This is a genomic window from Actinoplanes sp. 13 (assembly GCF_056134165.1).
This window is the reverse complement of record NZ_JBVYOQ010000002.1, coordinates 161,912-186,279: the sequence shown is the minus strand read 5'-3', so window position 1 is coordinate 186,279 and position 24,368 is coordinate 161,912. Positions and strand designations below refer to the sequence as shown.

Genomic DNA, 24,368 nt, shown 5'->3' with positions numbered 1-24,368 from the left:
CGCCGGATGGGATTGAGCCTTGACTGGCTGATCGAAGAGATCGACAGCTGGCCGGAGCCCATCCGCGACGCCGTTTCGGTGCTGTTCACCGGTCAGAGCTGGCCGGAAGGCGACGAGGACAAGGTCTGGGAGCTCGCCGAGGCCTGGACCCAGTTCGGTGAGCAGATCGCCCGCATCCACGAGGAGGCGAACGCCGGCGCCGAACAGGTGATGCGGAGCTGGGCCGGCGACGGCACCCCGGAGGCGTTCCAGCGCACCTGGTCGACGCTCGCGGCCGGTCCCGACTCGCCGATCGGATCGCTCTACGAGAGCGTCCGGATGATGTACGACACGACGTTCCAGACAGGACTGCAGATCTCGCAGTCCAAGTACGAGATCGTCATCGAAATCATCATGCTCCTCGTCGAGCTGATCGTTTACGCCGTGCTCCTGCCGCTCACCGGCGGCGGCTCCACCGCCGGCATGGCCGCCTCGGTCGCGCTGCGCCGCCTCGCCATCAACCGCATCATGGCCGCGCTGCGCTCCAAGGTGGCCGCGCTCGGCCTGCGCCGGATCGCCGCCACCACGATCCGCCGCGGTGCCGCTCCGGGCCTGCGGGCCGGCGGCCGGCAGGCGGCCGGCGGAATCCGCGACAAGGCGCTGTTCAAGCTCGGCGTGGAAGGCGTGCAGGAGGGCGCCGAGGAAGCCGCGACGAACGCCGCAGCGCAGGCCGGCGCCCTGCAGGACGCCGGCAAGGACCCCACGGACATCGACCTCGGCCAGGTCGGCACATCGGCGTGGGCGGGCTTCGCCGGCGGCGTCGGCGCCGGCCTCACCGGCCGGGGCCTCAACAAGCTGGGCCGCGGCGGACGCCCGGACATCACCCCCGGCGGGCGCCCGGACATCACCCCCGGCGGTACGCCGAACCCGCGCTCGCTGGGACAGAAAGCAGGCGACGCGCTCAAGCGGGCCGGCAACGACGCGGCCGTCGAGGTCGGCGGCGAGGTCGCCGGGTCGGCGGCGGTGGGGCAGCTGCCGACGCTGGAGGGGCTCGGCGGGTCGGCGCTCTCCGGCGGTTTCACCGGGCGGGTGCACGAAGGTGTGGAGGCGATCTCCACCCGGGCGGATCAGGCCCTGGGCAATCGGCTGGGGCTGACCGATCCGAGCCAGAACCCGAGCCTGAACCCGGACGGATCCGAAGAACGCGGCGGATCCGAGGAGCGGGGTGGCAGCGAGGAGAGGGGCGGATCCGAAGAACGGGGCGGCAGCGAAGAGCGCGGCGGATCCGAGGAGCGTGGCGGCAGCGAGTCGCAGACGCAGACCGGCAACGAGGGTGAGACGGGCAACCAGAACCAGCCCGGGTCCCAGAACCAGCCGGCGACGCAGGGCCAACCAGGGTCCGAGGGCCAGTCCGGGTCTCAGACCCAGCCTGGATCCCAGGGTCAGGGCGGGTCCCAAGGCCAAGGCGGCTCTCAAGGGCAGGGTGGGTCGGAGAGCCAGACCGGGTCTCAGGCGCAGACCGGCAATCAGCAGGCGCCGGTGGTCACACAGAATCAGGCGCCCGGCTCGCAGACCGGAGGCCCGCAGTCCGGTGGCCCGCAGACCGGTGGCTCGCAGACCGGCGGCTCGCAATCCGGTGGCTCGCAGACCGGCGGCTCGCAGTCCGGCTCGGGCGATCGGTCCGGTTCGGGGCAGTCGGGAGGCGGCAGCAGCCCCGAGTCGGGAACCCCGGGCGGCCAGGACTCGTCGGCCGGCGGCCAGGAGACCGGCTCGGAGCCGACCCAGTCATCCGCGGAGACCGGAAGTCAGGAGTCCGGGGACCGGCAGCAGGGCACGACGGAGCCCACTGCCAACGCCTCTGATTCCACGGCGGCCGGCACCGGGACGGACTCGAGTGCCGCGCAGGCCGACACCGATCCCTCGCAGCCGGCCACCGAAGTTCCGGTCACCGGCCAGAGCAGCATCGCCGACATCCTCAACGGGGGGTCGACCACCACTCCGGGCTCCGGGCCGACCGCCGACGGGCTCGGCGTCACCGCCGACACCGACGGCAGCACCAACGGTGCGGGACGCGACAGCTCCACCGCGACGGCGCAGGGTGGACCCGGTGTCACCGTCACCCCTGGCACCCCGGGCGGCATGTCTGTGCCCGGACCGACCACGCCGGGTCCGGCCGGCCCGTCGACCACCGCGACGAGTTCGCCATCGACCACCTCGACGTCGTCCACCACCTCGACGTCAACCACCAGCAGCACGAGCACCGCGACCGGCAGCCGCTCGGAAAGCTCGACGACCGCATCGCAGTCGACGCCCGGTCCGACGAGCACGGACGCGACCACCACCACTGATACCGACTCGGAGATCACGAGCGGCTCCGACACGAACGCGGAGGCGACGAGTGGCTCCGAAGTCGGCACGGACACGCAGACTGCGGGTGGGGCCGACACTACGACGGACTCGGAGACGGCCGAGGACAGCGATGTCACGCTGACCGGCAGCGTCGCCACCGCGCCGACGGCGAACACCACGACCATCCCGCCGCCCGCCGTCCAAACCAACGGTGCTCCGAACACGAACACCAGCCCGACGCTCACCCCGACGGTGCGCCCGCCCGCGCCGGCGACCACGTCGATCGACCCGGAACCGGAAAACGAGGACGTAGTCGCGTTCGGTGACTTCGACGATGAGTCGGACGTTGACGCCGAGACCGCAACCGACTCCGAGACGACGTCCGACGCTGAGACCGACCCCAACGCCGACCCTGTCCTGGATGCGCCGTCCTCCTCGGATCTGCCACCGATCGACAACGACGCCTTGGAACGCCAGGCGATCGCCGACCTGACACCAGCCGAGCGTCAGCTGTTCGAATCGATGCTGGCGGACGCACAGGACACCGCCGATCGCATCCTTCAGGATCTCGAGGCGGTGGCGGCCCAACTCCGGCAGGAGACCGGCCGGGACGACATTCGACCGGTCAGCACCAAGAACCGGGTCAAGACGCTGGGCTCGCTGGCTCGCAAGTACCTCGACGCGGTGCGCAGCGGCGACGTCGCGCGCGGCGACGCGGTCGGGTTCCTCAACGGCAACGACGACCTGGTGCGGTTCTCCCTCCAACTTCCGCCGGATGGTTACGACACCCTCACGAACCGGGCGCTTGCTCTGCTCGCCGAGCGCGGGCACGTTCGGGGCGAGCGGGTCGTCGACGGGGAAACCCGTCCCGACCGGCTGACGCACAGCTGGTCACCGGGCAACCGCTACCACGGCGCCAGCGTCATCCTGACCGACCCCACCGCCCAGCGGTTCGAGGTGCAGTTCCCGACACCGCTTTCGTACGCGGTCGGGAACGAGACCCACGGGTTCTACGAGGTCGTTCGTGCCCAGACGTCTGGAAACGGGTATCAGCGGCTGCGGGCGTTCCTCGAGATCCTCCGAGAGAACCAAGCGCTGTCGGAGTCGCCGGACACCGCTGGTCTGGGCAGTCCACGGCCTCGAACCCTGGCCCGGTGGATCAACTCCAACGAGGGCAGGGATGCTTGGACCGAAGCGCTGGATGAACTCAGGGAGCGGGGCCGTACCTTCGCCGACCTGGCCAACCGCTTCGGTTTGACCGAGCAGGACCTGCCGGATCCGCACGACCCGGAGCAGGGCCCGGACTGGCGACACCTGGGAGTGGAGTTCCGTGACGGAGAGTTCGTTGTCGAGGATGATGCGGGACGGCCTGAGGTACTGGGTGTACTGGGGACTGATGCCCAGGCCGGGGACACCGCAGGGGATCGTGGTGGCCGGCCTGGGGACCGGCCCGATCATCTGGGACAAGACCAAGCCGGAGTGGGAGTACAACCGCCCGGGGGTGTACGTGATGATCACGCGGGAGGGCCGGGACGTCCTGACCCCGCCGGAACGGCTGAACCCGAAGGATCCGGTGCAGATGGTCGACCGGCCGACAGCGACGCGGATCGCGGCGGAGCTGGGTCTGACCCTGCCGGAGGAACCCGGGCTGTGGGCGATCCTGCAAGCGGGGATCGCGAGCCGGGACAGCCAGAGGTGGCAGGCGAGCCTGATCCGGATGTACGGCCGCCCGCACACGTCACTGGGGCTGAGGGCCCCGTTCGATCCGGAACCGGACCAGGAAGAGCGGGAGACGACGTTCTACGCGTCGTACCCGACGGACACGGCGACGGAGCCGACCGGAGTGGCGATCATTCAGCCGTCGACGGGCGGCTACATGAGGGCGGTGGCCTGGGCGCCCAAACGGGAACGGTGGGTGTACGCGGCGAAGGCAGTGGGGTCGTTCCTGAGGGACCCGTACAACAGCATGCGCAAGGAAGTGGTCGACCGAGCGACAGCGGAACAGATCTCCCTGCGGGTGAACAAGGTCCCGCTGCCGACCGAGGAGGAGATAACCAGGATCTGCGACGAGGCGATCGCGAAGCTGCCGAGCGCGACGCGGCCGCCGAGGTAAGGGCTCTCGCGTCGACGATCGAGGGCGCGATCGTCACTCCAGGCGATCCCCCGCAGATCATCCTGGCCTCGAACGACTACGCGGAAAACCGCGCCCACCTGAACAACCTTCTGCTCGGCGCCGGATTCTCGATCGACACCGAGACAGAGACCGACGGATGGGCCGACCCGGACGGTCCCGGCGGTTACCAGGTCACCTGGCAGGACGGGAACGGCCGGCGGGTCACGGTGGCGGTGCACACCCCGGCGAGTTTCGTGGCCGGCCGCGCCGCCGACCAGCTCGCCGCTGCCGACGACGGCAACCGTGACCTCCGGCAGGAGCGCGCCGACGCCACGGCCGCCCGCTCGGAGGCGCCCGTGGACGTGGAACGCGGCCGGATCACGCCACCGGCCGACACCACGACGATGCCCGAGACCGACCCGGACACCGACGACGACACCGATCCGGACGACGACGATCCGGTCTCCTTCGGTGACCTCGGCCCGGACGACGACCCGAACCTGGACGACGGCGGCGCGGCGGTGCCCGGCGAGGCCGACACCGACAGCGACCCGGTCGCGTTCGGCGCGCCGGACGACGACGGTGCGAGCAGCAGCGACAGTGAGCCTTCGCCGGGTACGGATCCGCCGAAGGGCAAACTGACCAACGCCGAGCTCGAGGAACTAGCTATCCGGGACCTGGGCGACGCCCGGCGGGAGCTGTTCATCGCGGTGCTGGCCGATGCCCAGGTCGCCGCCGACCGGATTCTGGCTGACCTGCAGGACACCGTCGCCGAGTTGCGGGGCCGTGCGGACGGTTCGGTGACGCTGCCGGACGGCTCGCCGGCCGTCGACATGGTCAGCGTCGAGCACCGGGTGAAGAAGCTGGGCTCGCTGGCCCGCAAGTTCCTCGATCAGATCGGTACGTCGGACGGCACCAGCGACCCGCTCGAGTTCCTCGCGAAAACCGATGACCTGGTGCGCTTCTCGCTCCAGCTGCCCACCACCGGCTACGGCTCCATGGTCAACCAGGCGCTGGCACGTCTCGCGGAGACGAGCGGGCAGCAGCCGGACACCGAACGCGGCGACCAACTGAACCAGAGCTGGGTGCCCGGCAGCCGGTACCTCGGCGCCAGCGTGATCCTGACCGATCCGTCCGGGCAGCGGTTCGAGCTGCAGGTCCCGACGCCCGAGTCGTACGCCCTGGGCCACCGGACCCACGAGTTGTACGAGGACGTACGCGCCGAGGTCCAGGGCGCCGGCCTGCACCGGATCGATGCGTTCTTCCAGATCCTGCGGATCAACCAGGACCTCCTCGGCTCGCTGCCGGACACCACCGGCCTGGGCGAGCCGCGGGACCGCACCTTCGCTCGTTGGATCACCAGGGACGGTACGCAAGCCTGGGCGGAGGCCTCGCCGCAGCTCTACGGTCCCGAGAACAACATCGCGGACCTGATCAACAATCATGGCCTGCACGCGGAGGATCTCCCGGGCGCGGGCGAATTTGGAGTGGGCTTCGATGACGACGGACGCGCTTACCTACTGGGTGATCCAGACGACGGCGCCACCGGTGAGCCCGGCCGGGATCATCGTGTCAGGGGTGGGGACCGGGCCGATCAGCTGGGAGCTGACCCGTCCGGAGTGGGAGCACAACCGGCGGGGGATGTACTCGGCTCTCAGCCGGGCGGGCCGGACGACGCCGGTGCCGCTGGAGCAGCTGGATCCGGCCAGAGCGGTGCAGCCGATCGACCGGCCGGCAGCGGAGCGGATCGCGGCGGGGATGGGGTTGACCCTGCCGGCGGAACCGGAGTTGTGGGGGATGATCCGGGCCGGGATGGCGAAGCGGGACGCCCAGCGGTGGCAGGCCAGCCTGATCCGGGCGTACGGACGGCCGACGACGACGCTCGGGAGGCGGACGGGCTTCCGGAACACCCCGGAGGAGAAGCAGACGACCTTCTACGCCTCGTACCCGACGGACACGGCGACGGAGGCGACGGGTCTCGCGATCATGCAGCCGTGGACCGCGTACATGAGGGCGGTCGCCTGGGCTCCGAAGCGGAAGCGGTGGATCTACGTGGGGAACGACGTGAGTCAGTTCCTGCGGAGCCAGGACAACTGCATGCGCAAGGAAGTGGTCGACCGGGCGACGGCGGAGGAGATCTCTCTGCGGGTCAACGGAGTGCCGCTGCCGACCGAGGAGGAGATCACGGCGATCTGCGACGCGGCGATCCTGGAACTGCCGGGGGGACGCAAGGAGTTGGGGCTCGAGTAACCGCCGCCGCGGAGTCGGTCGGCAACGCGATACCGGCGAACGGCACTCCCCCGTCGGTCATCCTGACCGCCGGCAATGACTTCGCCGGTCACATGGACCGGTTCGCCGACGCGATGGCCGAGCGGGGTCTGGAGCCGGTCGGCGTCCGGAACGGCTGGATGTCCGAGGACGGCCCGGGTGGGCTGGAGACCTCGTGGCGGGACACCCGGACCGGTGAGACCGTCACGGTGCGGGTGCACAGCCCGGCCAGTTTCCTGGCGGCGCGGGCCGAAGCCGACCTCGACGGAGCCGGCGAGAACAATCGGAGGGCACGGGAGGAACGCGCCGCACGGCTGCGCGGCCTCTCCGGCGCCCCGGACGGGGTCGCGGGCCGCGAGACGAGAGAACCAGGGGTACGGCATGACGGCGACGGAACTTCCGGATGGTCTGTGGATCAGATGGAGGGGGCGGGTCCGGCGGGCCTGGGAGACGTCGGATCCGCCGGGGACGGTGCTGGTGAATCTGGAGCCCGGGGAGCCGGCGCCCGCCCGGTACGAGCGGGACGATGGGGCGGAGGACTGGATCTTCGTGCCGGAACGGGAGTTGGAGGAGCTCTTCCGGCTTCGGACGTGGGCGCTGTGGCAGGGGATGCGGTGCCCGGTCGAGCGGCGGATCGGGACGGATCGGATCCTGCTGTCGACTCCGCTGATGGGCGCGGAACGGGCGGCAGCCCTGGGTCTGACGCCGACGCTGGAGCGCGGGATCTACGCGGCGGAGGTGCCGTTGACGGACGTGACGGAACTGGTTCAGGAACGGACGGAGATCCCGCTGGACTGACCGAAACCGATCAGGGCGGCAAGGATCAGCAGGACAGCGGGAACGACGACCCGGCGTCCTTCGGCGAGAGCGACGACAACGCCGGGGAGGGCGAGCAGGACGGCGAGGGCGAGCAGGACGGCGAGGGCGACCGGGCCGCGCTGAGTCCGGAGGCGGCGCGGCGCGCGGCCGCCGGCACGACGTTCGGCGGGGCCGCCCTCGAACCCGACACCGGCCGCACCGAGCAGGCCGTCGGCGTCGGGCTGGCGGCCGCCTCCGGGCCCGGGGTCCAGGTGGATCCGGGCCGCCCGGACACCATGGTCGTGACGATCCCGGACGGGGACGGGGACGGGGCCGTCGAGTACCGGATCCGGTTCAGCGCCGAGCCGGCGATCGCGCCGGACGTCGCCCCGGTGGCCGTGATCGACGCCGCGGCGAACACGGCGACCGTGCGGGTCTCCACCGGTGCCGACCCGGACATGATTCGCCGGGCGGTGGTCAGCGCGGTGGCCGAGCTGGCCGAGGGTGCACGGCAGCGGGCCGGCGGCCGCCGCACCGACGCCACGCCGGCGCTGGTCGAGGGCGGCTTCCTGCAGGCCGACCGGAGCGATCCGACGCGGGTGGACCCGGCCGCCCCGCTCACGCTGGGTGAGCGCGACCACGGCCGGGTGGCCGAGCTGCAGCTGGTCCTGCGCGACCTGATCGACGCGGAGAGCAGCGCCCGTGGAGACGCGGACAGCGCTGGTGCCACCGACGGCGACACCGAGAGCGAGACCAGGCGCGACACCGAGCGCGCCGCCCAGTTGCGGGCGGACGTCGTGGGCCTGGCGGCGAGCATGGGCCTGCTCGATCCGGACGCCACGGTGCACCGCAACGACACCAGCCGGCCGATGGTCGGCCCGGACGCGTCGGCGGCGCGCAGGGCCGAGGTCGACGCGAGACTCGGTGCCACCTCGCCGGAGGCGGAAGCTCTGGCTCGTACCCTCGCATCGTCCGAGGCCCGGGCCGCCCTCCAGGAGATTCGCGCCGCACGCAGCGAGATGCGCGCCGCCGCTCGCGCCTGGGCCGCCGAGGCCGCGGCCCGCCGCGACGCGCTCGACCGGGAGCTCACCGCGGAGATCGACCGGCGGCTGGACGCGGGTGAGCGGCCGGTCTTCGACCGGATCATCGTCGGCAACGGGTGGGCCGCCTCGCTGTCGTTCGCGACGATGGGGGCCACGCCGCACACCGAGACCGATGGTGATCTGCCGCCGGTGTTGGCGATCGGCGATCAGCCGCAGCCGTGGTCGCAGCGCGGCGAGCTGATGCTGGGGCAGGTGCCGAGCGAGTTCCATCTGCCCGGCATGCCGTTCCAGACCAGCGACCTGGCCGACAGCGGCACCGATTTCACCCCTTCCAGCGTCTTCACCTCGGCGGTCGACGCCGGGCGCGCCACCGCCGGCATGCCGGCCTACCACGGCCGGGTCACCGGGCTGGAAGCCCGCCCGGACGGCGATCTGACCTGGCCGGACGGCGCGAACTACCGGCTCACCGTCGGCGGCCGGACGATCTACACCGCCACCGTGGACATCACCGCGGGTCCCGGACCGGCGCGGGTGGCCTCCACGCCGTCCGTCGCGACCGGCGTCTTCGTCGATCCGGAGAGCGGGTACACGGCCGACTGCACAGTGCCGCCCACGTTCCGTGACCAGGACGGCAACGAGCTGGCCTCGCCGCCGGCCGGCACCTACCGTCGGGGCAGCGGCGACGGGCTCGTGATCACCGTGGACGATGACGGCAGGCTCACCGACGGTGAAGGTCAGTCGATCGACCCGCGGGCCGTGCCGCTCGCCGTCTACACCGACGCGAACGACAACACGATCAGCCGCTCGGCGGTCTACCGGGATCCGGACGGCGCCGTGGTGGACGTCGAGGATCTTCCCGCCTCGGCGGCGGTCAACCTGGCCATGACGGACCGGGCGGGGTTGCGACTGCCGCTGTTCGCCGATCCGAGCGGGCGCCTCACCGACCCGCGCGTGACCGATCCTGACACCGGCTGGAGCGTCAATCCCGGCGCGCCGCCGACGGCGATCAACGCCGACGGCACGGAGGTCACCCTGGGTGCCCTCCCGCCGGGTGACTACACACTTGCCGGTACGGACCAGAGCGTCACCCGCCACGCCGACGGCACCTTCACCGACCGCGACGGCACCCGTGTCGACCCGGCGTCGCTCGCGTACGGCAGCTACGTCTCCCCCACCGGCGACCGCTTCGAACGCGCCCCGGTCTTCACCGGCCCGGACGGCACCGTGCGGCCGGCCGATCAGGTGCCGGACGACGCCGCCGCCGCACTCGCCGGCGTCGAGCCCGGGCAGGACCGGCCGCGGCTCGCCTTCGGGGGGCAGAACCTGGCCGGCGCGTACGACGCGGGCGACCGGATCCTGGTGTTCGGGTCGGCCGCCTCCGGCGCGTGGGACGTCGAGCAGGCCTCCGGGCAGCCCGGCCCGGACGGTGAGGCGCAGGCTGGACCGGGTGCGGACCGCGAGGTGGAGTGGACCGCCGACGTCGCGGTGCCGGCCGCCGCCGATCCGAAGCTGCCCGCCGAGACCCGGGGCCTGATCGACCGGCACAACGCCGCGGCGCCCGGCTCCCCGGAACGGGCCGCGCTGGCGCAGGAGTACGCGTTCTTCCACCAGGGCGGGTTCAACCGCCGCAACACCGTGCCGGAGCTCGGCGCGTTCTCCGAGGAGCTGCTCGCCCGCAACCAGCGGCGGCTGTCGGCCATGCGCAGCGTCCGGGCCACGCCGGACGGCCGGTTCCGGGTGGAGTTCGCCAACGGCGACCAGGGGACGTACGACCACGTCGTGCTCTCCATCGGCCAGGACGCGGGCTACGTGGGCGGGCCCGGTGACCTGCTCGGGGCCGTGACCGATCCGAACAGCCCGGCGACGCCGATCACCGGGCCACGCACCGCGGACGGCGACGACCGCCAGGTCGACGTCATCGGTGCGCAGGCCGGTGCCGGGCGGGTGCGGCTGCTCGGGTCCGCGGCAGTCACCGGACCGGTCCTCGGGCAGATGGATCAGCGCAGCCGGGACCAGGTCGGCGCGCAGGCCCGCGATCTGCCGCCGGACTCGTACAACATCGCGCCCAGCATCCGCAGCCAGGCGCTGCGCATCGCGGAGGCGAACCGGTCGCTGCCGCGCCCGTCGGGTGACCCCGCACCGGCGACGCCCGCCACCGTCGACCCGGCCGGCGGATCGATCGCCGGCGGCCAGGGCTCGGACAGCGGTGTCACCGGCGACGCGGGCCCGGGCTCAGACGGCGGTGTAGTCGGGGGCGCCGTACCGGGCGAAGGTCTCGCTCAGCCAGGGAAACGGACCGAACCGGGTGTTGAGATTGATCCCGGGCTGCGGCCAGACGACCTCGTACTCGGTGATGACGTCCCAGCTCCGCGCCTGGCCGGGGATCTCGGCCAGGACCGGGGTGACCGGGATCCGGTTGTCGTCGAAACCGAGGTAACGCAGCTCGGGCAGGACGGCGCCGGCGTTCTCACCGAGGGCGGTGACACCGGCCCGGTCGATCCGGCACTTGTTGAGACCGAGCCAGCGGACCCGGCTGAGGTGCGGCGACGCGAGCAGGGCCTTGAGCCCGGTGTCACCGAGCCGGTTGCCGCTGAGGTCGAGGACGGCCAGGCGGGCCAGGAGGGGACTCGCCGCGAGGTCGGCGGCGACCGCGGCGTCGACGCCGGACAGGATGGCGCCACGCCAGGGGACACGCCCGCCGAGTTCGGCGCCCCGGGCGAGGAAGTCGGGCCCGGACATGATCAGGATCTCGGCGAAGCCGCGCCGGAGGTACGTGTTGTCGACGAGTCCGCCGAGGTCGCCACCGATGCGGCGGGCGACGTCGAAGCTGAGGTCCTTCCGCCGCTGGACGGCGTCGGAGTCGTCGACGGGCTGTCCGGCGATCGCGAGCCGGTCGTGGCTGATCTGCAGGCGGATCAGCTCGGCGTGGGCGGGGTCGGAACCGGCGACAGCGTCGGCGTAACGCAGCCGCAGGTCCATGTCGAAGGGGTCGGCGAGAACGGCGGCGTAGAGGTCGGTGGCGTCGGTCACCCGGGCAGCGTATCCACCGGCGCCGAGCCCGTCGGCCCGCAGCCGCCGCTGAACGCCGGTCCGGACGGCACGGTCACGCTCGCCGACGGCAGCCGGGTGCGCCCGGCGTGGTCGCGCAGCGCCCTGGCCGGGCAGCCGTCGTTCGAGGACTCGCTGGCCGACCGGCTGCCGGCCGGGATGACGCCGGAGCAGTTCCGGGAGCTGCGCGGCACCGCGCCGCGGAACCTCACGCCGGAGCAGGTGGCGCAGTTGCGCGCGATCCGGGACGGCGTGGAGACGCCCGAGCGGGTCCCGGTGCAACGGGCGCTGCCGGCCGAGACGTTGCGGAACTATCTGTCGAACAACCCGATCCCGGGCATCTTCGACCCGGCCCGGGCCCGCGGGTTCACCTCGCGTTACGTGGACACCCAGATGCTGACCACGCCGGAGGGCGTGTACGAGGGGCTGCGGCTGGACTACACCGACAGCGGGTACGTCGGCCGTAACGGGCGCCCGCCGTACCTGCCGGGTGACGCGGGTGTGGCGGTGATGCGGTTCTCGCTGCGGGAGCCGGGACGGTTGTCGACGCCGTACGGCGGGCCCACACCGGAGGACCGGGCGGCGATCGGCGGCTCGGTGGACCAGTCGGCGCCGTTCACCGGCAACGGGTTCACCGGCAGCGCGCGGCACGACGTGCCGGAGTTCGAGCTCTCCGAGAACGAGATCCCCAACCGGGCCGAGATCTATCTGCTGGACCGGGACGGCAACGAGACGCTGCTGGCGCGGTTCCGGGCGCGGGACAACCAGTGGGTGGTCTCGCCCGAGGGCCAGGCCGTCCTGGACGACGCGGGCTGGCCGGGGCCGGGAGCGGACCCGGCAGCCGACCCGACGGCCGACCCGACGGCCGACCCCGCTGCTCCGCCCGCGACGGAGGCTGATCCGGAGCCTGCCGCAGAGCAGGAGCAGCAGCAGCCCGACCGCCCGACCGGGCCGGCCTTCCCCACCGCGACCGACGCCGAGGCCCTCGCCGCGATGGCGGCCAGCCTCAGCGTCACCCCCGCCGGTGTCCTCGCCTTCCACGCCGGCCCCGCCATGCCGCTGCACCCGGAGCGGCTGCGTCCGGTCCCCGGCCACACCACGATCGCCGCGCACACCTCGCGCGACGGGCACGTGATGGTCGGCGGCCTGCGGCTGACCGCCGAGCAGTTCGCGACCGCGCTCAACACCCTCGCCGCGGACGGCCGGATCGACCTGGGCTCGCCGGACACCCCGCTCCGCCTGGTGATGTGCCGGCTCGCCGGCGGCCCGGGCGCCGCGACCGTCGCCGCGGTGACCGGCCGGCAGGTGCGGGCCGCCACCGACATGGTGTGGGCCTGGCGGGACGGCTCGGAGATGGTCGCGCCCGCCGATCCGGGCCGCAACCGCCTGCCGTCGCGGACCGATCGCGGCGAGTGGCTGACCATCGACCCGGACGGCAGCGTGGTCGCCAGCGAGCCCGGCGACCGGACCACCCCGCCGGACGACGGCGACCCGGTCAACTACGGCGCCGGCCGCGGTCCGCCGGACCAGCACCAGACGCGTGTCAACGCCGCCCTGGACCGGGCGGTGACCGCGTTGCGCTCGGCGGACCCGAACGGTGAGGTCGCCGCGCTGAGTCAGCCGCAGCCCGACGCCGTGCGGGCGCGGACTCCGGAGGGCCGGACGCAGACGATCCGGTTCGGCACCGCCCCGCTCGGCCCCGAGGGCACCCGGGTGAGCCGGTCGAGCCGCCGTGACGTGCTGGTCGAACTTTCCGCCGCCCAGGTCGCCGACGCCACCGACGCCGAGCTCGACCGGTTGCTGACCCGCGCGCTGGGTCTGGGACTCGGCGAGGCGGGCGGTCGCCGGCGGCTGCTGCCCGGACGTCGTACCCCCGATCCTGTCGACGACCCGCGGCGCGCGACCGACGCCGCTCTGGCCGGGCATCTGCGGGTTCTGCAGGCCCGGCAGCAGGCCGCGCAGACCGGTCCCGAGATCGCCGCGGCCGAGACGGACCTGCAGCGTTTCATCGACGACAACGGTCTGCGCGACGGCGAGGCGGGCGCGGACCGGCGCCGGCAGGCGTTGGGCCGGCACCTGCCGCAGGACACCCGCGACCTCCTGGACACGCGGCGCGGCGTGGAGCACGCGGCCAATCCCGCGGCGGCGGCCGCGCGACGTCTCTTCACCGAGAACACCTTCCATGGGGTACGGGTAGAGCCCAGTCCCGTCGACGGCCACGACATGTACCGGGTCACGCCGCGTGGCTGGCACGCGTCCGGTCTCGCCTCGTTCACCGCCCGCGTCGTCCCGGGCACCGCCGGCCAATTCACCATCCGGCCGTCCCTGAACGGGCGGCACTTCGACCTGGTGATCGGCCCCGACCTGCTGGCGGCCCGGCCGGACACCCCGGCCTCCTGGGCGCGGGCCGAACTCGATGGCCGGGTCGCCGAGGCGCTGGAGGCGATGGTCGACCGGCAGCGGCAGCGTCCGCCGGAGATGGCCGTCGGCCTGCGCAACCGGATGCTGGAGATCGTCGGCCCGCTGGCCGGCGGTGTCGCCTCGACAGTGGTCGCCGCGACGTTCACCACCGTCAACCGGGCACTGCGGCCGATCACCGGGGGGATCTACGACGCCGTGGTGACGCCGCTGACCAGCCGGCGAACGGCGCTGCGCCGCGGCGACCGCGCGCACGACCGGACCATGGCGACGGCGCTGAGCCAGCCGCGGGTCAGCCCGGACACGCTGCGCGACGGCCTCGCCGACAGCCGTCGGCGCCTCGCCGCCCTGGCCGGGGGCGTGGCCGGCGACCCGGACCTGATCGGCTGGTCCACCACCGACACGTCGCCGCCGAGTGCCACCGACGCGCCCGACGACGCCACACACGCGGAGGCACGGCGGGTCGTGCACCGCGTGATGCGGAACCTGCGCGACGGGGTCGGCACGGCGATCGAGGGACTGCGCGGGGTGCGGGTGCCCGGTTCGCACCGCGGCGGCGCCACCCCGGAGTACCGGCTGCGGATCCGCCGGGCGCCCGGCGTCACGATCCGGGTCCGGATCGTCACCGGTGCCGCCGACCCGGACGCGGTCGGCTCCACGTCCGGCCGCGACGGGCTCACCCTGGACGTCCCGCAGGAGCTGACCACCCGCCCGGAGGAGCTGGAACGCGCCGTCCGCGAGCGGGTGGAGACGATCGTGGCCCGGCAGCGGCTGCTCGGCCGCGGCCTGGCGAGCGTCGCCGTCAACCTGCGGCGGTACGTGCTGCCCGAGTCGCTCTCCTGGGGTTCGGGCCGCCACCACGGCAACCAGATCCGTGGCCCGGTCCCGCCCGGCACGCCGCCGGCCCGGCCGGAGCCGACGTACGCCCACGACGTCGCGGCGGCGAACAGCGCCACCCGGGCGGTCGCCGAGGTGATCGGCGCGGCCCGGCGGCTGGCCGAGGAACGCGAGCTCAAGGAGCGCCGCAAGGCCTTCGACGCCACCCCGCCGGCAATGGACGCCCAGCCCGGCCGGTTCGACATCGAACAGGCCATGCCGATGCGCGGCTCGCAGCGCCGGTCGGTCGCCGAACGCCTGGTCGACGTCTTCGCCAACGGCGCGCGGGTCGCGCAGGGCGTCCGTGCCCGGGTCACCCCGGGCGACCGGGGCGAGCCGGCCCAGCCGCCGGCGCCGGCCCGGAACCGCCGGGCCTCCACCGTGGCCCAGGCCGAGCGGGCGATGCGGCAGGCGCTCCGCGGCGGCATGTTCGGTGGCCGGGGCGCCGTCCGGATCCCGGTGCGGGTCCAGCAGGGTGAGGTCACCGCCGGGCGCGTCGTCGACGTGCGGATCATCAACCGCCCGTTCCGCCAGCCCCGCATCGACATCGTGATCGCGCGCGGCGCGGACCGGGCCGAGGCGCTGCGGATCGTCACCGAGATCGGCACGGCGCTGGCCGACCGCCACGTGCACGGCATCCGCCGGCTCGGCCCGTACCTGATGTCCCGGATCCCCCCGGCGATCGTGAGCGGTCTCGGCGTCGCCGGTACAGCCTCGCTGCTGACCAGCACGAACGCGCTGGTCGCCGGCGGCATCGGCGCTGCGTTCTCGGTGGCCGGCGGCCTCAACGCCTACCGGGCGGACCGCCGCGCGGCCCTCGCCGACGCGGTGGAGACGATCAGCGACGACCCGAGCCCGGTGCCGCCGCGCGAGCTGCGCGCGTCGGCCCAGCGGCACCAGGAGGCGGTGGAGGGTCTCGAGGCGGCCCTGGCCGAGCGGCAACGGCAGCTGCTCGCCGCCCACCCCGGCGCCGCCGACCGGATCGCCGAGATCGACCGTGAGCTGGGCGGCACGCCGCGCCCGCTGGCCGCAGTGGTCGCCGACGTGCGGGCCGCGATCACCGCGGCCCAGGACCAGCTCCCGTTCCAGGCCGTTCTGGCGCCCGTCGACGGCGACCCGAACATGCTGCGGATGACCTTCTCGCGCGGCCGTGGCCTGCGGCAGCGCAGCTACACCTTCACCTTCGACATGGCCACCGGGCAGACCGGGCGGCCGGTCGAGGGAACGTCGGTCAACTCCGACGTCCACGCCTCCCTGTTGGTCGACCCCCGGGCGACACCGGAGGACGTCAACCAGCGGGTGATCGACTGGCTGCACCAGCAGATCCGGGCGACCGCCGCGATGCCCACCGGAACGCCGGGCGCCGGCATGCGCGCCACCGCCGCCGGCATCAGCGGCGCCGGGACCGTGGTGCAGTCGGCAGCCGCGCTGGCCACCGGCGCCGCCCCCGCGCTGCTCGGCGTCGGCCTCGGGCAGGCGCTCGGCTCGTCGACCGCTTCGGCGGTCACCGACGCGCAGCACGACCAGGCGCGGCAGGAAGCGACCGAGGAGGGTGAGCGGCGGCTGCGCCACACCCACAGCGACCCGTCCGAGGGTCAGCTCCTGGTCGCCGAGAACCGCAGCCGCAGCCTGGTGGAACGCACCGAGACCGCAGCGCGGCGGGCCGAGCGACTGGACCGGCTGGAGGAGGAACTCACCCAGCCGCCGTCCGGCCCGGATCCGGGCCCCGGCCCCAGCGGCTCGCAGCGTGGTGGCGGCCGCGACCCGGTGACCGCGGTCGGGGTCGACGGCACCCGGCTGCGCGGGCGGTTCGGCACCCGGCCGGAGCCTGCGGCGGTGCTGGACACCGCCCGGCGGGCCCTGCCCGAGGTGGTCACCCGGGTGCTCGGCGACCGGGTCCGGCAGATCCAGGGCCTCGGCGACGGGCGGTACCGGATCGACCCCGCCGACGGACGGTCCTTCGAGATCACCCTCGACGCGGCAGACCTCAGCGGGGTACGCACGGCGCGCGGCCGTGACGTCGTCGCGCACACGGCACGGGCCGGCCGGTCGGGATACCGGGTCCGCCTCTCCGAGCGGCTGGACGTGAACGCCGTACCCGAAGCGCTGATCCACGAGCTGCGTGAGGTGCTCGCCCTGCGGGCCGGCTCGCTGCGCCGGCGGATGACCACCCGGTTCCGCCGGGACAGCCTCACCCGGGGCTCCCAGCTGCCGCCGGACACACCGCTGTCCGGCCACGACCACGGCGGGCTGGGCCAGCTCGACCTGCACGGCGACGACGCCCAGGCGCTGCGCGGCACCGGCTGGCCGTGGGTCCGCACCGTCTTCGAGGCGGCCGCGCTCGCCCGGCACCTCGGCCTGGACCCGGGCAACCCGGGGGCGGCCGCCCGCCTCGACCGGCTCCGCGCCGAGGGTGCGATCAACCCGGCGACACGGGACCTGATGGCGATGCTCGGCTACCAGTCGTCGCTGACGCCGGCCGAACTCCTCGTGGTGCAGATGGCGCACAACCTGGCCGCTGCCCCGCCCCGGACCGACGACCCGGCGGACCTCTACGCGGGGTGGGCCCGGGCCGTGGCCGACCTGGCCGACAGCTTCAACAACCCGCGGTTCGCCGGCGATCTGGTGGACGCCTTCCTCGGCGACATGGATCCGACCCACCTGTCCCAGCTCGCCAGCCGCGACACGGCAGTGCACCAGCGCCTGACCGCAGCGCTGCCGCCGGGCACCCGGCCCGCCGGCCGGCTCTCCGCGGCCGAACTGCGCCACATGGCCGCCGCGTACCCGGCCGCCGACGACAACACCCGGCTCGCCATCCGCCGGCAGGTCGCCGCGACCGTCGACCGCTACGAGAGCCGGCGGACCCACGCTGCCGCCGACCGGTTGCTGGCCGACCTGCCGCCGGACGTACGCGACTTCCTCGGTCGCATGGCCCCGCCCCACCTCGGCCCGGCCGACATCCAGCAGGCCGCCGCGGCCCACGTCCCCGGCGCCCTGCCGACGTCGGCGGCGCTGCGGTCGGCCGACTTCGCCCGGCACCTGACGACCGGCAACCAGCCGCTGAGCGGGCCGGCCCTGCGCGAGGCGCTGGACAGGCTGACGGTGGCCGGCGAACGCGCCGTCACCAGCGTCCCTCGGCTGCCGCACCTCGCCGGGCAGGTGGTCCGGCCGGACCCGGCCTTGATGCCGATCCTCGGCAACGTCGACCCCGCGCTGGCGAACCGGGTGTGGCAGGAAGGCATCTACGTCGACCTGCGCGGCGTGGTGGACCTGAGCCCGTTCGCCGTGCAGAACCTCCAGCCGGTGCTGCTGGGCGAGATCGGCAACCACCACGACACGTCCACCCCGCAGGGACGGGACACCCTCGTGCGCGACGACAGGCGCCGCGCCGAGGTGACCTATCAGGCGGTGTACGGCCACTGGCAACCGCTGACCGGCATGCTGGCCACGCATCAGATGCACCATGTCGGTGACTCGCGCACGATGCTGCTCATCGCACCGCAGCTCGCGGACCTGGTCCGGATGATGGACCCGAATCCGGAACCTCCGAGGCCGCCGGCCCACGGCGTGTTCACCGATCCCGCGACCGGCGACGCCCGCCTTGTCGCGCACCGGCCCGCGATGGTGTCCGCCGACCGGAACGTGTCGTACGGCCGTCCGCTGGACACCGCGGTCGGCCGCACACCGCTGTGGCAGGGCCCGCCGCAGCGGGGGCAGTTCGGTCAGGGCTCGCTCGGCAACTGCGGCACGGTCGCGACGATCCGCGCGGTGGCCGCCCGCCAGCCGAACACGCTCGGCCGGAATCTGCGGGAGAACGGCGACGGCACGTACACGCTCCGACTGTCCCGGACGGTGGTCAACGGCGACGTCGTGACCCCGGACGGCAGTTTCGTCGACGTTGTGGTCGACGGGGATCTGCCGGTCGTCGACGGGGCGCCGAACCAGCCCGCGTACGGCCGCCCCAAGGGCGCGGCGTGGGGGGCCGTGATCGAGAAGGCGATGGCGTCGCTCGACCAGATGTGGGACACCCAGCGCCTGGTCGAGAACCACCGGCGGTGGTACAACGCGCTGACGGAGAGCCGCAAGGAACTCCAGCAGCCCACCCCGGACATGATGCAGGCGGCTGAGGGCGGTTATCACCAGATACAGGGGGCGTCCCTGACCCGGCTGGCCGAGATGATGGCCCAGCTGACCGGGCGGTCGGCCCGGGTGTCCCGGATGGACAGCTCGCCGAACCGAGAAGCAGTGATGCTGCAGCGGCTGCGAGAGCTGATCGCCGCCGGGAGCCCGGTCATCACGTGCACGTCGGCCAAGAAGAGCTATCCTGCCGGCTGGCAGCAGAAGATGCCCTTCGGGCTGTTCGCCAACCACGCCTACGAGGTGGTGTCGATCAACCCGGACGACACCGTGACGCTGAGCAACCCCTGGAACAAGCCCGGGATGGAGCCGGATCCGATCCCGATCACGGACCTCCTCAAGGTGATGGCCGACTATCTGGTGCACCTGGACGACGTGCCGCTGTCTCCGGTTCCGCCGGCTACGCCGGTGCCGCCGCCTCCGATGCCCGCCCCGAACAACCCGGGGCAGGACCAGAGGGCGGACCGTTCGGACAAGCTGCCGCCGTCACGCGAGGAGACCTCGAACAATTCGGACGCGGAAGTCTCCGACCGGATCGCGCCGCCCCGCCGATACACTCCGCAGTTGGTCACGCTTGACTACTACCTGCTGAGGATGCCGGACAGCACCGACGTGGGCGTGGTGATCCTGGTGAGCCGCGACGGCTCGATAACCAGCGTCTGGCAGGTGGCCGGGGACGTGGGATGGCAGCAGGGCGCCGGGCCGGTCCTGCCGGCCAGGGCTGAGGGCGCCGCGCCCGTACCGGTCGACCGGGCGGGTGCGGAGGCGGCCTGCTGGCGGGTTCTGCGCCAGCCGCTGCCGCCGGAGGCCTGGCTCAAGTCCCTGGCCGGGTAGCGACACCGAGGAGATGTGATATGGACACCGTCATTGTGAAGTCGAACATCCAGTTCGCTGAGGTGACCGACGACATCACGATGGCTGTTCGCGGTATGGATGAGACGGAGCCCCGCGTGCTCGTTCAAGTCGCGGTCGGTGAGCAGGCTGCCGAGCACTGGGTCGGGTTGGGCGACGAGTTCCCGGTCGGCGACCAGACGTGGCGGTTCGACGACATCGAGTTCGCCGGAACGGCCTCCATCTGGGCGGTGACCCTTCGCCGGGTTCACGCCGGCTCGCCGCCCTATCAGCCGCCCGCCGCCGAACGGGCCTGGAATCCCGTGCAGCTGCGCCCGTTCGGGAGCCTCGACGAGGGCACCCTGGCCGCCTTCGAACAGCGCGCCGGATTCCAGCTGCCACCGTTGTACCGGCGGTGGCTGAGCGAGAACAACGGGGCCTTCCCCACCGAGGACGCCGGACTGCAAGGCGCCTACTTCGTGCTCAACGAGATCCACCCGATCCTGGGGATCCATCCGGAGGTCCCGCATCGGGACCTCGGCCTCGGCGAGAGCCAGCGCCGCCACTGGCTGACCGACGACTACCTGGTGATCGCGGTGCCGATCGGCGCGCTGCTGGCCGTCAAGTTACGTGGCGAGTACACCGACCAGATCGTGCTGCTCAGCGACGAGGCCCGCGCCGGCGCCGGCAGCTATCCCAGGGACCTCTACCCCACGCCGGCCGATTACATCTGCGCGACGTCGTTGTACCCGGTCGCTCCGTCGATCTACTCGTTCTGCTTCGACCTGCTGCCGCTGCCGCCGGTCACGCCGGGGCAGATCGCTGCGCCGGGGCAGCCCTGGTAGGACGGGTCAGCGGCCGTTCGCGGCCTCGTACGCGGCGATCTGGTCGGCCATCGCGCGGTACTCCGCCTCGTCGCGGACGAGGCGGTCACGCCGGAACGCCTCCGGCTGGCGGTCACGGATCAGGCGTCCGGTCTCGGACCAGAACGCCGCCGGGGGAACTTCGTCGGCGCTCGCCGGCAGGAACTTGCCGATCTCGGCGAGTGCCGAGTACGCCGTGTCCAGGTGGGCGCTGACCTCGTCCAGTGCCTCCGGGGTGAGGCCTCCACCGCCGGCCTGGTCGAGCAGGGCGCCGATGGCGGCCGCGGCGTATTCCTCGACGCCTCGCCACTGGCCGGCGTCGATCAGGATGGACGGGTCGCGGCCTTCGCCGTACAGCTCGCCGGGGAGGACGTCGTCGCGCTCGCCGGCCGGCACCAGGATGGTGAAGTCGTGCAGTTCGCCGTCGTGCCGGCCGTGGACGCGCAGCTCCTGGTATCCCTCGGCCTGCACGAGTTCGGTGATGCGGCGCAGGTCGACCGGTTCGTTGGCGCCGACGACCAGGTCGACGAAGAGGTACGCCTCGTCGAGGGTCCGGGCCTGCAGCTGGGTGGTCATGCCGTCGCTCCTTCGAGGTCACCGGACGTCATGGCAGAGGGTACGTCGCGAGTTCGAACACCGTCCGGTCGGCCGACGGCGCCAGTGTCACCGCCGTCGTGGCGTCCGCGCCGACCATGAGGTGCTCGATGTCGCAGATCTCGAGCAGTTCCGTCGTCTTCCCGTCGGCCAGGGTGGTCCGCTCGACGAACCCGCGGGAGGTGATCGTGACGATCGAGCCGCTGTCCGGGCTGAACCGCATGGCCCGCACCGGGTCGGAGTAGTGGTTGGGGACCTGGATGCCGCGCCGGGACTCGAGCTCGACGACCCAGACGTCCTGGTTGGAGGACGGATCGCTCTGGCCGTATTCACGGACGGCCAGGTATTGCCCGTCCGGGCTGAAGGCGACCTCGATGCCGCCGGAGCCGGGAGCGGTGAACTGCTGCTCGAGTCTGCGGGAGCCGGTCTGCCACACCGACACCTTGCCGCTGGTGTCGGCCAGGGCCAGCCGTTCGCCGTCCGGGCTGAAGGCGAGACTGCTCGTCTGGAACTGCGGGATCTCCTTGGTCTCGGACTTCTCCTTCAGGGTGGCGACCATGCCCCCGGTCTTGACGTTCCACAACCGCACCGACTTGTCGGCGGTGCTGATGGCGACGAGTTTGCCGTCGGGGCTGACCGCGACGTCACGGACCAGGCCTTCTTCCAGGTCCGCGGGGAACACCTGGATCGCCTTGTCGCTGGTCACGCTCCACAGGGCGATGCCCTGGGCGACGCCGTTCTCGTTCTGGAACCGCTGGTGCGTCACGAACGACGAGCCGTCGGCACGGAACGACACCACACTCGGGAACCCACCCTCGTACGCCCTGACGGTCTTCCCGGTCTCCGCCACCACCAGCACCGGTTCGTCGATCGGGTGGAGCAGGTGCCGGCCGTCGGGGCTCAGCACCGGTCTCGGCGGCAAGGGATCGCTCTGCGCGGGCGCCGGGATCTCGGTGCGGACGGTCGCGGAGGGCGTCGCGCAGGTGCGGTCCTCGCCCGCCCACGGCATGTCGTCCCAGAGCGCCGCCACCCCGACTCCACCGGCAACGACCAGCGTGGCAATCCCGGCGACGACGATTTTGGTTCGGCTCATTCCTGTCCTCTGTGATCGGGTCCCGACGTGAACGCGCCGCCGGGTGGACCGGAGCCCACCCGGCGGCGCCGGGATCACCGTGCGTCCGTCGTCAGCCGGCCCCGATGGCCGGACCGCGTTCGTCGCGTTCGTGCCGCTCCGGGGTCTGGATGACCGGCGCGGCGGTGTCAGCCTCGGACACGCCGTAGTCCTCGTCGATCGGGGCGGCGGCTTTCTGCGACCGGCGCGAGGGCGGCGGTTCGACCTGCTGCGGCTGGGCCGGCCGTTCCCGGCCGAGCACCGGCGGTGCCGCGTCGCGGGCGGCGACACCCCGCTGGCGGTTGTATTCCGGGCCGTCGGCGCCCGGCTGGGGCCGGCGCACGGGCCCGCCCTGCGGGCGGCCGCCGATCGCGTCGTGGTCCATGCCGGTCGGCCGCGTCGGGCGGCTGGTGTTGCCGATGGTGGGTGGCGGGGTGCCCCAGGCCGTGTTGCCGGGCCCGATGGTGCCGGGGATCCCGGTCGGGCCGATGGGCTGGTTCTCCGTGTTCCGGCGGTCCCGCCGCTGTGCCGGCGGCGGCGTGCCCGGCCGGCCCTGCTCGTCGGCGCCGGGACGGCGGCCGATCACACCGGGACGCTGCCCGGTCGGCGGGGGCGTCGCGTTGCGCCCGGTGCCGTTGCCGGCCCGGGGCGGCGTGGCGCCGCGACCGCGCTGGCTCGGCGGCGGGGTCGCCTGCTGACCCGGCCGGCGCTGCTGACCGGCGGCCGGCGGCTGGCCACCACGCTGCGCGGGGTCGCCGGGCCGTTTGCCGATCACGCCCTTGCCGGTGCCCGCCGACGGCGGGAGCGCGGGCTTGCCCGGGCCGGTGCCCGGGCGCTGGCCGATGACGCCGGACTTCTTCATCGCGTTACGGCCCGGCGGCGGTGGCACCCCCGGACCCGTCCGGCCGCCCTTGCCGGGGACGTTGGGCACGGTCGGCGGAGTGATGCGGGGCGTTCCGCCGCCGCCTCCACCGCCGATCCTGTTCTGGCCGGGCAGGTTGAGCCCCGGGATCGGCGGCGGGACCGGCGTGCCCGGCAGACCCGGTGTGCCCGGGGGCGCCGGCACGGGCGGCGGTGTGACCACCGGCGGCGCCGGTGGCGCCGGGGCGCCGACCAGCTCCGGACCCGGTCCCGGGGGCACCACGGGCGGACCGGGCACGATCGGCGGTGCCGGCACCGGCGGGGTCGTACCCGGCGGCAGCTTGGGCACCGGCGGCGCCACCGGCGGGCCGGGCGGCGCCGGGATCGCCGGCGCACCCGGAACCTGGCCCCCACCGGGCACCGTCAGCGTGTTGGCCATGATCGGACCCTTGTAGGCGGGCAGGTCCTGCCGTTTCCGGTTGGCAGTCTCGTATTTGCCGGACAGGTCGTACATGACCGTCCGGGCCTCGGCGTCGAACTCGCGCATCTTCGCCGGGTCGATGAAGCCGTCCCCGCCCAGGATCTCCGGCCGGTTGTGCCAGAGGTCGCTGCCGACGTCCTTGACGTCTCTGCCGAAGTCCACCAGGGGGTTGTCCGAGTTGCTCGGATCGCCGAAGTCCTGCCAGTCCTCGCGGCTTCCGATGTATGCCGCGCGGCGGCGGTTGATGTCGTCCATCCGCTGCTGGGCATGGTCCACCGCGTCGGCCGTGTCGTCCAGGATGGTGGCGTAGACCCGGACCTCGTCGGCGTAGGCCTCCAGCGTGGTCACGACCTCGGTCATCCGCTCCCGGAAGGCCTCACCACCCTTGGAGTGCCAGTCCGGGGCGACCTGGTCCCGGTAGTGCCGCAGGTTGCTGCCCAACGCGTCCAGCTGGCCGGCCAGCGATCGCCAGCCCCCCGCCGACATCCGCTGACGCAAGGAGTCCTGCTGGTGGACCGCCTTGTACATCGCAGCGAAAGGGATTTCGCCCCAGTCAGTCATGAGGTCCCCCGTAACCCTCGCTCACCAAGCGCCGCCG

Annotated in this window: 5 protein-coding genes; 2 read left to right on the top strand and 3 right to left on the bottom strand. The window is 73.2% G+C overall.

Annotated features, from left to right (window positions below; genetic code table 11):
• The first annotated feature begins 6 nt into the window (after positions 1-6).
• On the top strand, positions 7-19,863 hold the full coding sequence (locus tag AC0NH5_RS05450) for a WXG100-like domain-containing protein (RefSeq protein WP_474400618.1): 19,857 nt from the start codon (positions 7-9) through the stop codon (positions 19,861-19,863).
• 20 nt (positions 19,864-19,883) lie between these two features.
• Positions 19,884-20,705: a DUF6406 domain-containing protein gene (locus AC0NH5_RS05445; RefSeq protein WP_474400616.1), complete on the top strand. Its 822-nt coding sequence runs from the start codon at positions 19,884-19,886 to the stop codon at positions 20,703-20,705.
• Positions 20,706-20,711: 6 nt separating this feature from the next.
• Here AC0NH5_RS05445 and AC0NH5_RS05440 read toward each other — a convergent pair whose 3' ends face one another.
• The 3 genes from AC0NH5_RS05440 to AC0NH5_RS05430 form a co-directional block, all read right to left on the bottom strand.
• The gene (locus AC0NH5_RS05440; protein WP_474400614.1) at positions 20,712-21,299 is read right to left on the bottom strand and encodes a hypothetical protein; all 588 of its coding nucleotides are present in this window, start codon (positions 21,297-21,299) and stop codon (positions 20,712-20,714) included.
• Positions 21,300-21,327: 28 nt separating this feature from the next.
• The gene (locus AC0NH5_RS05435) at positions 21,328-22,410 is read right to left on the bottom strand and encodes a WD40 repeat domain-containing protein (protein WP_474400612.1); all 1,083 of its coding nucleotides are present in this window, start codon (positions 22,408-22,410) and stop codon (positions 21,328-21,330) included.
• 91 nt (positions 22,411-22,501) lie between these two features.
• Positions 22,502-24,331, bottom strand: a complete 1,830-nt coding sequence (locus AC0NH5_RS05430) for a WXG100 family type VII secretion target (protein WP_474400610.1) — start codon at positions 24,329-24,331, stop codon at positions 22,502-22,504.
• Between the last annotated feature and the right edge of the window lie 37 nt (positions 24,332-24,368).

Excerpts from the sequence above, each read along its gene's own strand:
- AC0NH5_RS05450 (WP_474400618.1), top strand. The coding sequence starts at position 7 with ATGGGATTGAGCCTTGACTGGCTGATCGAAGAGATCGACAGCTGGCCG.
- AC0NH5_RS05445 (WP_474400616.1), top strand. The coding sequence starts at position 19,884 with ATGGACACCGTCATTGTGAAGTCGAACATCCAGTTCGCTGAGGTGACC.
- AC0NH5_RS05440 (WP_474400614.1), bottom strand. The coding sequence starts at position 21,299 with ATGACCACCCAGCTGCAGGCCCGGACCCTCGACGAGGCGTACCTCTTC.
- AC0NH5_RS05435 (WP_474400612.1), bottom strand. The coding sequence starts at position 22,410 with ATGAGCCGAACCAAAATCGTCGTCGCCGGGATTGCCACGCTGGTCGTT.
- AC0NH5_RS05430 (WP_474400610.1), bottom strand. The coding sequence starts at position 24,331 with ATGACTGACTGGGGCGAAATCCCTTTCGCTGCGATGTACAAGGCGGTC.